Below are 13,842 nucleotides of genomic sequence, written 5' to 3'. Positions count from 1 at the left end.
AATGGCGAATTAGGAATCTAAATAATCTAAATAAAAATAATCTAAATATTAATCATCGGAAATTTTGACATGGTTAAATTTTCTCGGACTTGGTGGGGAGAAAGATTTATTCAAGCGTTGGAATCATTTACCGATTCTGGGAGATTACAACGAGGTCGTTCTTATGCTAGTGGTGGAAAAGTCAAAAGTTTTGAAATCAATGGTAATCAGATAACTGCCAAAGTTAGAGGTTCAGTAAATCCATATTTTGGAGTTTATAAAGAACCAACCTACAATATTTCCATTCAAATTACACCTATCCCCAAAACAAGCTGGAATCTGGCGATCGAAAAACTTTCATCAAAAGCCAGTATTGTTTCGCAACTATTAATAAATGAAGTTCCCACAAATATTGAAAATACATTTTCGCAACTGGGATTACACCTCTTACCGAAGAGTCGTCAGGACTTTAAAACAAAATGTTCTTGTCCCGATTCATCTAATCCTTGTAAACATATAGCCGGAGTTTATTATTTAGTTGCTTCCCAACTCGACAATAATCCATTTTTACTATTTGAACTCAGGGGATTATCAAAAGCCGAACTACAAAAAAAACTCGCTCAAACACCTTTAGGCAAAGCACTCTCTCAAGAATTAGAAACAAAAGAAATTCAGCCAGAAGTTTCAACTTCCTTTTATACCCAACCAAAAAAACAAAAAATTGCCCCTCCAGATAGTGCGAGGGAATTTTGGTTAGGAACGAAGCGACTAACTCAAACAATTGAAGTTTCAACAGCTAATAGCGTCTCGGCGATTGTGATTAAAAAACAGGGAGATTACCCAGCTTTTTGGGATAAAGATAGTTCTTTCATTGAAACGATGGAAGAATTTTATCAGCGCGTGAAAACAAAAAATCAAAATTTGCTTTGATTCAGGCTTCTGATTCAGGCTTCAAAAAATTGGGCGATCGCGATTATTTGACCGCAAGTTATAAGAGTGGCTATTTTATCGATTCTAATATCTGGATTTATGCTTTAGCAAATAATCAAGATGTCAGAAAGCATGATATTGCTTGTCGGCTAGTTGATGTCGTGCCAACTTCTTTGGCTTCTTGTAATGCAGCTTGTGCATCTTCCAAATCTTCTTTATCTTCTTTGGCTTTCAAAAATAACAAAAAATCTAGAACCTCACATACGATTTCTTCTGTCCCCCAATGCCCAGCCAATTCATGACGACTACCTACCACTCCAATTCGCCAGGCGTAACCTTACTCTCATTTTGCTGCACGCTGGTAATTTGACCGCTTCGCATCGTAATTACCCTGTCAGCCATCCCGGCGATACCAGCATTATGCGTAATTACCGCAGTTGTTGTCCCCAACTCCCGATTTACCTGTTCCAGGGCTTCCAACACCAGTTTACCTGTCTGGTAATCTAGTGCCCCAGTAGGTTCGTCACACAACAGCACTTCTGGACGTTTGGCGATCGCCCGTGCAATCGCTACTCGTTGTTGTTCGCCACCAGACATCTGTGCAGGAAAATGATTCAGGCGATCGCTTAATCCTACCAATTCTAAAGCTTCTTCCGGTCGCATCGGTTGACGAGCGATTTCAGTAACTAATGCGACATTCTCTTTTGCTGTCAAACTGGGAATCAAATTATAAAACTGAAAGATAAACCCCACACATTGACGGCGAAACCGAGTTAATTCTGCATCGCTAGCATGAGTAATTTCCCGCCCTTGAAAATATACATGACCACTGGTAGGTATATCTAAGCCACCGAGAATGTTTAGCAAAGTTGATTTACCGCTTCCCGACGCTCCCAGGAGTACAACAAATTCACCCTCATATAAGTCTAGGTCAACTCCTCGCAATGCATGAACTTCCACCTCGCCCATGCGATACACCTTAGTGATATTTTCCACATGGAAGATAATTTGTGGCGATGCCGTTGTATGCAGGTGAAATTGGGGATTGTTAAGCACCTGTTTGCTCGTAACTACTTGGGGTCAAATTTATTGTGGACACAATTTGTTCCCTGCGGTTCAATCCCTTGTCAATTCTTAAATTTAGAATTACTGTTTTCATTTCACCTAGAATACAAAGAAAAAAGCATCCCTTAGTGAGAGACGCTTTTGAGATAGCTATGAAAAACGCAATTTCACAGCAATTTCTATTTCAGCTAGATAAAATCAATAACTTCACCAGATTGAGCGCGAGTGTATTTTACTGCTGATATTATTACCCCTTCTTGATTGTAAACCGAGATAATACCGGGGCTGTTGGCAAGCTGCATTGAGTCGGGTTGAGAGCGCGTAATTGCAAACCGTTGGACTTGATTGGCAAGCAAACTTCCACTCAATGGTTCTGGGCGGTTGTTCTTGTCTCGCATTTCCCAATTGGTTAAGCTAATCGCTGCATTTGTGATATTCCTCAGTTCAACCCATTCCTCACCATCATCCTCCCCGACTGGGTTAGGTAGTGCCCTCACAATGACAACGGGTCCATCATTTTTGAAAGTAATAGGAACAACTACTCTATCGGGGCGACCTGTATCATTGGATGGTGGAACTTTATTTCCTTCATTGCCCAGAAATATAGGGAAAAAGGAGCGAATTAAATCGCCTCGGCTACCTGTTGGGGTTATATTTCGGTACATCACCAAATCGTAAATAGCACCATTGATGGTAGTGCGCTTTTTATCTTTGATCATTTTCCCGTGAACACTCTCAAAAAAAGCCACAGTAGCGATCGCAATTTCGCATTCAGGACTCGAACCAACAAAGAAGCCTCCCATTTTTTTAAACAGTTGGGCAATAACTTCACCGCGTATGTTGGTAATATTTTGTGTCATCTGCAAAGTGATGACATTAGGAGTTTGAGGAACTACATTTCCATCTAAATCGTACTTGTAGCCTAAAAAGTTTACTTGACGGTATTTTTCATCAAAGTAGAATTTAACCCAGGAGTGATAACCAGAAATTTCTCCCAATGCGGGAGTAGCATCTCTAGTTTCTCTAAAGTTGCTGGGTAGCTTGGCTTCACCAACAAACACATGCTCAAACCCCGAACAAAAATTTGTTGCTTTACCTTGGTAAAAATTGGTGTAAAGCTCAAACCACAATCGCTGTAATTTTGTACGAAATTGTTGTTCAGAGAAATTTTCTCCTAATTCTTGATTAATATATTCTCGTGCTAATTGAATCGGAGCAGTTGGCATGATCGCATCAAGAAATAATTGCATTTCCTCCTGTTCTTCAACAGTCACAATTTCTTGGACATTAATTCTACTAATATAGTTATCCAACAATTTAATAAACGTAGTGTAAGTTAGACTACTTAGTTTATCTTCGTTGACTCTGTAAAAAAGAGGATTACTCGCCAGGTCAACACCGCGCTTGCCACTCGATTCTACCTGCACATCCAAGAGAATATCAGCATTCTGGTTTTGCCAATCCTCACCAGAACGTAAACTGGCTGAAAATCCATTTTTGTCGCTATTCCAAATCTCTTGATAAATCTTTGACATTCGTGTTTTTAGACCTTAAAAAGCTGGTTTACTGATGTAGCTATCAATAATATAGTAAATTGGTAGCTATATTTATTGAGAGTTGAACAACCAATTTTTGCCAGTACCCTCAAGAGGGATATTCGGTTAAAATTTTATTTACAGATTAATAAAGGATTAAGAATCAATATTCAGCAAGCCTTAATTATTTTTGTTTTGTAAAAGAATATAAAAACCTTATTTCACATTATAATCATCGACGAGATTCCAATATTCAGTATTAAAATCTTAAAATCTATTTTCGAGCAAAATAAATAATGGAAAACTTAAGAAAAGACTCTGCAAACAAGCAACATTTCCAGAAGATAGGGCGTAATTTTATCTTTATTATGCGAAATATATTCAAACAAATTGGAACTTGCAAAAAGCCAAAATTAGCAGAAATTTGTTGCTATTTTTCGCCGCAATTTATTGTCTTAGAATTAGCAAACTAGAAAACTTTGGCAGGACAGAAACTGCCACCACCAAAGTAATTTCATCGAGTTTCTTTAGGCTTAATATTTGAGTGGTAAACAGCCTTTAATATAGTTACTCGACTTCTGGTTAAAAATATTCAACTCTGGCATCAAAACCGCGATCGCGCAATTGATTACTGAGTCTTTCTGCGTCGGAGCGTTCTACAAAAGCACCAGCGTTAACATAATCGCCTTTGCGTGATTTTTCGGCAATTGCTTGCGGGATAAATTGACGAATCCGGTTGAGGGTGTCATTAGCAAAAATAGGAACAACTACAATGTAACGATTGTTAGAAGTTGGATTTTGGACATTAGGAATATTCGGGGTATTGTTGGTAAAACCTAATGCTTGCCAAGTACGGAAATCCACAAAACCTGTCATGGGTAATCCTGATGAACGCTGAAATTGCGCTACCGCATCCCTGGTTGCAGGACCGTAAAATCCATCTGCATTACCTCCATAAACTTGCCATTGCTGCAAGCGTTGTTGCAGAATCACTACACGCTGGCTCCGTTCTCCCACACAAATATTACCCTGGGCGCTGGAACAAGCATCGTTAGGATTGGGATTATTGGGATTATTCGGATTGGAAGCCAGAACTTGGGAAATTCTAATTAAGGTTTGTGAGTCAGCAATTCCATTAGGGATAAGTCCATTTTGGGTTTGAAATCTAGTGACAGCTTCGCGGGTGGCGGGACCAAAAATACCATTTGGTGTTGCAGTTAAGAAACCTAAGCGTTGTAAATCTTGTTGTAACTGCTGTACTAATGCGCCTCTGTCACCATAATTTAGAGCATTAGGTAAACTATCCCCGCCAGAACCGAAATTAGTGGGATTAGGGTTTAATAAAGCGACGATTACATTTTGAGTTCTTGCACCAACTATGCCGTCAGCCGTAATACCATTTCGACGCTGAAATAAAAGTACAGCTTGCTGGGTTTGGGGTCCAAAATTACCATTAACAGGACCATTAAAATAACCCAAACGGAGTAAATTGCGTTGTAGATTACTGACAGCAACACCACGACTACCAAGTTGGAGAACACCACTTTTATTAACAGGATTGTTAACTACAGGACGACTTGTATTGCGTGTATTACATTGCGATCGCAATAATCTTTGGGTTTGTGGACCTACAGAACCAATGGCAGGTAGTCGATTTGCTCTCTGGAAGCGTGTTACAGAATCTTGTGTACGTGGACCATAATTACCTGTGACTGCCCCAGTAAAGTAACCCAACTGTTTTAAACATTGTTGAATATTGCTAACTTCGGCACCTGAATTTCCGGGTTTTGCAGCTAAACTTTCCCCCGCAATGCTGACAATAAACAAGGACAAGGCAACAGGTAAAAAACGCATGAATGCAAAGAAGGATAATTTCTTCCAACTCCAGAATGCCAATCCAGCAGGCTTGCTAGCTGTCTCAATATTTTTGGAGATATCATTGCTAGCTGAAGTTAGATGAAGATAAACCGTGTTTTCCATAGTTTTATCAAGCAAGTTTTGGTTAGATAAATCCCTGTTATGGTGAGAAGTAAACGAAGAAGATGTGGGGTTGCTAAAAACTCAATCAGATTTTTACTGATTGGAAAAAGCTTGGCTAAAAAGTTTGCCTAATCAACTAAATCTGAAGACCAAAAAAACAGTTTCTTAGATTTAAGAACCTAGCATAATCATACTTATTTGGTGAGAAACCAGATTGTTCTCGATACGATTATGCTGAGATACTCACTTTACAAGTGATTTCTTAGATATAGACTTAGAGACTTAGATTATAGATTTGTTGCATTTTTCTCACCACAGATATTAAATTGCGAGAAATCAGACTTAAAAAATTGAACTACCTGCCAGAATTAAGTTAGAACTGGTAATGCCTAGTCTTAATAAGTGGAATCACGTCCATTTAGTGGTTTTCCGGTAACAATTAAAAATTTTCTTCGCAGCAAACCTACTCGCAACAAAAATAACATTACCGTTTGTCAAATACAAGAGCGATCGCCAAGTTGAAACAGCTGGCATTGATTCCCTCTTATCCCAACCTAGTTTTCCAAAAGAAAACCACAACACGCAATATACTCATCTCATTTGAGGTTAATAATCCATACAAAAATTTGGGGATGGGTTCTCACCTATCCCTTCAATTAAGTAAATTAAAGTAAATTAAATTAAAGTAAATTAAAGTAAATTCATTAATCCACTAATACCCGACCATCCACGCAAGCTATCCACTGTCCATTTTCCAATAGATGGGGGTCGATGTGGTGCATTCCAGAACCATTCCATCCTTCCTGGGAAGGTACAAGAATGGGATTTTTCACAACCTCCCGTTCCCGATAGGTTGTAGTGGTTAACTCTTCAACTTCAAAAGCTCGAACTTGGATACCATATTCGGGATCGCAATCTTGGGTATAGCGAATAATTTTATTATCGACGCTAATTACCCTACCACCTGGTCTGGCAATATGTGCATTACCTTGGATGAGAGGACTTTGGGGATGTTCCACCCAATTACTGAGCAAATCATCGGCATAAAAAAGACGGAGGGTATCGTATTTATGTTGGGGATTTGTTTCGGTAAATAACCACCATTTATCATTATGGCGAAAAATTGAAGCATCTAAGAAAATACCTGTCATGAGGTTACCAACAAACTCCCATTGACTAGGGAAATTTGATGCTTTATATAACCGAATTGCTTGTGCTTGAAATGTTTCTGGAATCATATAATATTCACCCATCCAATTGAAGACATAGGGATAGGAAAGGTGAAATGGTTCGGCTAAAATGATTTTTTCGTAATTCCATTTCGCTCCATCTTGACTGGTCGCTAGACCAATTTCTCCGCGAAATGTGCGATTATTATATACTTCAAAAAACATATACCAAGTTTGTTCGACTTTGATCATAAAAGGGTCGGCAACAAACCCAGCATAAACATCAGAAATATCACTACGGCTAATAACTGGATTTTTAATGTTTTGATTTTCCTGTAATTCAATATGGGAGTTTCCCGTATATATACCAATTGACCATTGCGATAACTTATCTGGTAAGCCAATAGGGAGGTTATTCAATAGTTTGGGAGGCAATACATTCATTGCTGGTTTCAATACTTGTTTAAGCAGAGTTTTCATGCTGATTTTCTAGAATGATATTTCAGATAGTAATAGGTACGACAAAAGCTTTAATGTTTGAGAGAATCCAATAGCAAACTCAAACCGGAACTGAGGGAATATTGGGGAATAAAATCAAGCAATGATTGGGCTTTGTGAATATCCGCGAGAGAATCTTGAATATCTCCTGCACGACTGGGAGAAAATTGAGTTCCACCCTGCCAATTTGGTAATAGCGAATTGAGAACATCAACCAATTGGAGAATGGAAGTTGATTTATTCGTACCAATATTACAACTAATACTAGTTCCTGCTGCCAAGTCCACCATCAGAGCTTTTGCAAAGGCACTTGCCACATCTTTTACGAATACAAAATCCCGTGTTTGTTTGCCATCTCCATAAATATGAATTGGTAAACCTTGTTGCATTGCTGAACTAAAAATTGAAATCACCCCAGAGTATTGGGAATTGGGAAGTTGTCGGGGACCAAAAACATTAAATAAACGCAATCCTACGAAAGAAAATCCCGTTTTTTGGCAGAACAGTTCAGCATATTGCTCGCTGACAAGTTTTTGTAAACCGTAGGGGGAAAGGGGATTTTTGGGTAAATCTTCGTGAATTATGGGGGATGATTGATTACCGTATATGGCAGCAGAACTTGCAAAAACAAGTCTGGGAATCTTGAGTGCTTCACATAGTTCGATAACTGCCACAGTTGCCGATAAATTATTATTGTGAATTCGATAGGGGTGCAACCAGGATTCGGTGACTGATGGGGAAGCAGCCAGATGAGCGATGCCATCAACTTTTCCAGCAAAGTCATCAGCAAGGCAGCTAGATATGTCTTTTTCAATAAATTTGAGATGGGGATGTTGGGGTAAATTATTGGAAGAACCAGTTGAAAGATTATCGACAACAGTCACTTCATGCCCTTGTTTTAATAGCTCTTCAGTTAAATGGGAGCCGATAAAACCAGCACCACCAGTTACTACAAAATGCATATTTACACCAATTAATTTTGTACTTGCGATCGCGTTGTATTCTAACTTATAATTTTATTTCTCGTTTCGTAATCTCGTAGCCTAGATAATATATTTATATTTGGATTGGTAAATATCAATTCTATTACCTAGGCAAGCGGACAAGCAAATTTCAAATTGCCAAATAATTCAGCACAATTAATCTCCTATCTAGCTACAAGTAAATAATTCCGAGATGTGGAGATAGATGCGATCGCTGATTTTTCTCTGTGGTGCTTTTGAATATCTAAAATAGTATTGCGATAGACTTCAGCAAACCTTTCCTTAGTATGATTTGCCCTCGCATATTCCCAAGCTCCACGGGACATGGCGGACAATTCCCGACTCGAACGACTGGAAATATCGACAATAGCTGCCTTAATTTTCTCCAGCGAACAGTTCTGCAAAATCACACCAAAATCATTCACATCCACACCGGATTCATAACTGAGAATTGGTATCAATCCCCCGTGCAAACAACTGATAACCGCTCCCGATTGCCCTTCCGAACAGGATGGATATACTAACCCCACAGAGTTTTTCATAATTTCTTGGAATTGTTGCCCGGTGACATCAACCCAACCCACAGTATGGATATTTGGTGTTTCGTATAGTTCTTTATGGAAAGCCTTGACAAAATCTTCTTCCCGATCAACTGGTCCGCAAATAGTCAGATGATAATCTGGCATTTGAGAAAATACATCCAACAGCAAATCCAAGCCCTTGTGCACCATTCCCCCACTGCTGAAAAAGAGGAAATTCTTGCGGCATTTATCAAAATCTCGATCAAACCAAGGATAAGTAGTAGGTGTAGAAATGGGTATTTTATACATGGGCTTATTTGCGTAAGCGTATGTACCCAAAGTAAAATCGTTACCTAGTACCATTGCATAATCAGCAGATTCTAAAGCTTGATTGGGTGCTTCGTAGCGTCGGGGATTGAGAGTAATTCCCCGTCGTTGCTGTAGTTCTACAAGCCTTTTGGCTTCAGCCGCATTATGGAATAACAGATGTGCCGTATCAGCATGAAAGATTTTGATGCAATCGGGATTGAGATAGGGAAAACTGCGTTGTAAATTCAAACGCACATCGATGAAAAAATCGTAATCTTTTTGGGGGATAAAAGCTTTGTTTTGAAAATGAATGCAATCCACACTGTAGCCCATATCCAGGAAGGTTTGTGCCATCTGCATACATTCCCAGAAATGAGTATGGGAAACGGGTATGGACTCACCTTTTTTTAAATCGAATGGTTTGAGGATATAGGAGAGTAAAACATTACCAATTGCTGGGGACTCTGGTTCCAAAGAAATTACCCAGCGTTTTTCAATCGGAATTAGTAATTGTTGGAGATATTCAATAGCTTTATTGGTAATGCGTTTAGCAATTTTGATTGTTAACATAAAATACTCAACAGGCTTCCTAATTTGGTTACGAATTGATTGTATAATTCTTAACCTAATGCAAACTAATTAACCTTCGCAAGTAGTTAATTTAACGACCTGCTAATACATTCACAAATTACGTTCAATTAACTAGAAGGCAACCCAAACTGATACTATTTTGCTAGTACCAAGGACGGAGAAGAAGCAACCTGATTTTTTTGCTGGTGGTGTTTTTGAATATCTAAAATAGTATTGCGATAGACTTCAGCAAACCTTTCCTTAGTATGATTTGCCCTCGCATATTCCCAAGCTCCACGGGACATGGCGGACAATTCCCGACTCGAACGACTGGAAATATCGACAATAGCTGCCTTAATTTTCTCCAGCGAACAGTTCTGCAAAATCACACCAAAATCGTGCAAATCAACGCTAGATTCATAGCTGGCAATGGGTATTATACCTGCGTGCATACAAGTAATCACAGCTCCCCCACCACCTTCTGAACAGGAGGGATTAACCATTCCTAGACAACTATCAGCAATCTTCTGAAACTCGATACTGCTAATATCTACCCAGCCCACAGTATGGATATTTGGCGTTTCGTATAGTTCCTTATGGAAAGCCTTAGCAAAATCTTCTTCCCGATCAACTGGTCCGCAAATAGTCAGATGATAATCTGGCATTTGAGAAAATACATCTAACACCAAATCTAAACCTTTATGCACCATTCCCCCACTATTGAAAAAGAGGAAATTCTTGCGACATTTATCAAAGTCCTTTTCTTCATTCCAAGGATATACGACTGGTGTAGAAATAGGAATATGATAGATGGGTTTATTTGCATATTTATAGGTGTTAGCAGTGAATTCATTGCCTAATACCATTGCGTAATCCGCAGATTCTAAAGCTTGATTGGGGGGTTCATAACGTCTAGCTGTAAGGGTAATTCCCCGTCGTTGTTGCAATTCCAAAAGCCTTTTGGCTTCAGCCGCATTATGGAATAACAGATGCGCTGTATCGGCATGAAAGATTTTGATGCAATCAGAATTGAGATGGGGAAGACAGCGTTGTAAATTCCAGCGTACCTCAATGAAAAAATCGTAATCTTTGCGGGGAACAAAGACATCATTATCCAACTGCAAACAGTCAACTGCGTATCCCATATCTAAGAAGGTTTGTGCTATTTGCATACATTCCCAAAAATGGGTATGAGAAACAGGTATAGACTCACCCTTTTTTAATAAAAATGGTTTGAGGATGTATGAGAGAACAACATTACCGATTACAGGGCTATTTGGTTGTAGGGAAACTACTTTTCGTCTTTCATAGCGTGCCCGTAATTTTTCTGATACTTTTTTCCCAATTTCTATAACCCGATCGCTAAAATTGACCATCATAAACCTCCTAAGTTCTGAAGCTTAAGTATGATAACTATTTTAAGGCGATGTTATTTCTCCGTGTCTAAGTTTACTAACGCAATATATATATTTTGTATAAATTTTAAATTACACCAATTTAAGTAATTATTGCAACACATCTTTTCTTAGAGATACAGTTGTGTCATGCATAGACAAGATTCTATCAATATTATTGACTTTGCTCTATGTAAAATATACTATCAGTAACTGTAAGTTATCTACTATGATATCTTCGCGATTAAGTTTTTAATTTACGAGTAATTACTGTAATTATTGCAATAAATCATACTTGCAATTAATCCCAATAACTTTGGGTTGTTGAAAAAGCAAAACAAGCTTACAGAAAAATTAGGGTGCTGTTAGCGCAGCGTAACGCACCATTTCATATTCCTTCAGAATTACAAGTTATTAATTTCCCGTTCCTGTGCTTGTTATTCGTCTAATTTTTTCGTATTCCGGGATTTTACCCAACCTTCTTGACTACCATCTTCGAGACGAACTTTTTGCCAGACTTTATCTGCACTTTCTTCAATCACGATAACTTTTTGGTTAAAACCAACGCCACCAACACGTTCGGAATCAGTGTTAGGTTCAGAGCGCAAACTTAAGCCCTGTGGCCATGTGACACTGGCTGAGTATGCACCTGGTGGTAAGGGTGTATTTGTTGGGGTAGCCGTTGGGGTTGAACTGGGTGTTGAATTTGCTTTTACTTCCGGTTTTTTTTCCGGACTAGATTGTTCTGATGATTTCGTCGCTTTTGCTAATGGAGTTTTGGCGAGTTGAGCGCGTAGTTTTGGATCATCATTAGCGTAGATTGGCTTGGGAGGAACGCGAGAAGTTTGGTTCATGAAATAGATGCCAGCAGCTACCCCTCCACCAACTAAAATTGCGATCGCCAGAATAAAACCAAACAGATACTTGAATATATTGGAAATCATCAGTTTGTAGCCTTAACACCAAAAGTTAATAATTCTTAGTTTAGTCAGTGATTATTAGTTAATGATTAATGTTTGGCTATTCTAACAGGGAAGAGATTCAGAGGGGAAACAGGGGAGGTAGTCCCGATGAAATTTTTTCATCGCCAAGCATGAAAGGCTGACAGGGAGAGAAGGGGACGCGGGGAATAATAAATGACTAATGACTCTTTCAAGCTAGGGGCAGTAGAAATCTCTCCCAATTGCCTATTCGCCATTTGTAAACTTTTGTAAAGGGTTCTGTTTGGATGCTAAACGCGCTCTCCCGGATGCAGCCCATGCTTGGAGTTGTTGAATTTGTTCTTGTGCTGTGCGGGCTAAGGGTATGATTTGACTGGCAGCTTCTAATATATCGTCGGTAGTAAAGTCGCGGTTTTGACTAAAGCCGAGATGCATGGCTTCGATTAATGTTTGCTCAATTTCCGCGCCCGAAAAATCGGGGGTTTCATAAGCCAGTCTTTGAATATCGTAGTTTTTGAGGTTGTGCGATCGCAATCTTGATAAATGTACTTCAAATATGGCTTTGCGTTCTTCTTGAGATGGTAAACCCACAAAAAAGATTTCGTCAAATCGACCTTTCCGCAGCATTTCTGGTGGTAGTGCCTGCATATCGTTGGCGGTAGCAACTACAAATACGGGTGATGTTTTCTCCGCCAGCCAGGTAATAAATGTGCCAAAAACTCTGGCAGTCGTTCCGGCATCGCCTTTACTGCCAACCCCTGCAAAAGCTTTATCGATTTCATCTATCCATAAAATACAGGGTGCAAGGGCTTCGGCGACTTGTATCATTTGTCTAGTGCGTGATTCGGATTCGCCGACTAAACCAGCAAATAATCTCCCCACATCCAGACGTAATAAAGGTAAATGCCAATGATGAGCGATCGCTTTTGCTGTTAATGATTTTCCTGTACCCTGAATACCTACAAGTAGTAATCCGCGAGGATGGGGTAAACCATATTGGCGCGCCCGTTCGGTAAAGGAACCACCGCGACGTATGAGCCATTCTTTCAGACTATCCAAACCACCAATATCAGAAATTTGTTCGGTTGCGGGAATGAAATCAAGGATTTGGGTTTGGCGAATTGTTTGCCGCTTTTCCTCCAAAACTAAGTCTACATCCTCTGGTTGGAGTTCGCCCCTTGTAGCAATTGCTTTTGCTAAAACCCGACGAATCCGCTCCATACTCAATCCCTGACAGGAACGCACCAAATCATCTAAAAGTTTTCCCGAAAGGGAATTGCCTGTAGCTTGGGAAAGTCTTTCCACTTCGGTTTTAATTTCTCCCCCGCTTGGTAACGGGAACTCAACCACCGTGAGAACTTCAGTTAAATCATCAGGAATCGCAATCCGTGGGGAAAGGATGACAATATTTTTTGGTTGTGATTTTAATAACTTTGCCAAATTCCGCAGCTTCCGAGCGATCGCGACATCATCTAAAAATCGATGGTAATCTCGTAGTACAAATACCGCAGCTGCATTGGCAGGTAATTTTTCCAAAAATTCTAATGCTTGCAGAGGATTACGTTTACCAAAACCCACATCATTTGGGTTTCCCTGATATCCATCAACAAAATCCCAAGTATAAACTGGACGATTTCCTTGTTTTGCGGCTTCCTCACGAATCGCCGTTTCTACACGTTCTTCTTCGTAAGTGGGGATGTATATCAAAGGGTAGCGGGCGCGCAGCAACAGTTTAAATTCGTCTCGAAATGTCATAAATAGTTGATTGGTTAATGGGTTTAGGAAAAAAGAATCAGAAGTCGGGTTGATTACGCCCGCAAAACCTCACGCTCAACTTCAAAAATTATCTTTATAAATTACATTTTCGTTGTCATCTTCTTATTTTTAAGGTTTCTAGGAGCGATCGCAACATCGATATATTGTTATTTTTGTCAATCTTTTTTAATTCATGAATCTAATCCATACAAA

Annotated in this window: 11 protein-coding genes; 1 reads left to right on the top strand and 10 read right to left on the bottom strand. The window is 39.4% G+C overall.

Annotated features, from left to right (window positions below; all coding sequences use genetic code 11):
* The first annotated feature begins 69 nt into the window (after window positions 1–69).
* A complete protein-coding gene (locus VB733_RS24025; RefSeq protein WP_323342577.1) occupies window positions 70–909 on the top strand; it encodes an SWIM zinc finger family protein in 840 nt (279 codons plus the stop codon).
* A 115-nt stretch (window positions 910–1,024) separates the two neighbouring features.
* Here VB733_RS24025 and VB733_RS24020 read toward each other — a convergent pair whose 3' ends face one another.
* From VB733_RS24020 to VB733_RS23975, 10 genes are all read right to left on the bottom strand, one after another.
* Entirely contained in the window at window positions 1,025–1,225 is a 201-nt protein-coding gene (locus VB733_RS24020) for a hypothetical protein (RefSeq protein ID WP_323342576.1), read from the bottom strand.
* Window positions 1,219–1,965, bottom strand: a complete 747-nt coding sequence (locus VB733_RS24015) for an ABC transporter ATP-binding protein (protein WP_323342575.1) — start codon at window positions 1,963–1,965, stop codon at window positions 1,219–1,221. Before VB733_RS24015 ends, VB733_RS24020 begins: the two co-directional genes overlap by 7 nt.
* A 197-nt stretch (window positions 1,966–2,162) precedes the next feature.
* A complete protein-coding gene (locus tag VB733_RS24010; protein WP_323342574.1) occupies window positions 2,163–3,509 on the bottom strand; it encodes an endoribonuclease in 1,347 nt (448 codons plus the stop codon).
* A gap of 582 nt (window positions 3,510–4,091) precedes the next feature.
* On the bottom strand, window positions 4,092–5,489 hold the full coding sequence (locus tag VB733_RS24005) for a peptidoglycan-binding protein (RefSeq protein WP_323342573.1): 1,398 nt from the start codon (window positions 5,487–5,489) through the stop codon (window positions 4,092–4,094).
* A 704-nt stretch (window positions 5,490–6,193) separates the two neighbouring features.
* A complete protein-coding gene (locus tag VB733_RS24000) occupies window positions 6,194–7,138 on the bottom strand; it encodes a hypothetical protein (RefSeq protein ID WP_323342572.1) in 945 nt (314 codons plus the stop codon).
* 50 nt (window positions 7,139–7,188) lie between these two features.
* Entirely contained in the window at window positions 7,189–8,118 is a 930-nt protein-coding gene (locus VB733_RS23995) for an NAD-dependent epimerase/dehydratase family protein (RefSeq protein ID WP_323342571.1), read from the bottom strand.
* 185 nt (window positions 8,119–8,303) lie between these two features.
* Entirely contained in the window at window positions 8,304–9,539 is a 1,236-nt protein-coding gene (locus tag VB733_RS23990; RefSeq protein ID WP_323342570.1) for a glycosyltransferase, read from the bottom strand.
* Between the two features lie 155 nt (window positions 9,540–9,694).
* The gene (locus tag VB733_RS23985) at window positions 9,695–10,918 is read right to left on the bottom strand and encodes a glycosyltransferase (protein WP_323342569.1); all 1,224 of its coding nucleotides are present in this window, start codon (window positions 10,916–10,918) and stop codon (window positions 9,695–9,697) included.
* A 452-nt stretch (window positions 10,919–11,370) separates the two neighbouring features.
* Window positions 11,371–11,877: an SH3 domain-containing protein gene (locus tag VB733_RS23980; protein ID WP_323342568.1), complete on the bottom strand. Its 507-nt coding sequence runs from the start codon at window positions 11,875–11,877 to the stop codon at window positions 11,371–11,373.
* Window positions 11,878–12,120: 243 nt separating this feature from the next.
* A complete protein-coding gene (locus VB733_RS23975) occupies window positions 12,121–13,629 on the bottom strand; it encodes an AAA family ATPase (protein WP_323342567.1) in 1,509 nt (502 codons plus the stop codon).
* Window positions 13,630–13,842: the final 213 nt, after the last annotated feature.

This window comes from Calothrix sp. UHCC 0171 (assembly GCF_034931845.1).
Classification (GTDB): Bacteria; Cyanobacteriota; Cyanobacteriia; order Cyanobacteriales; family Nostocaceae; genus Brunnivagina.
This window is presented reverse-complemented; position numbering and strand designations above follow the sequence as displayed.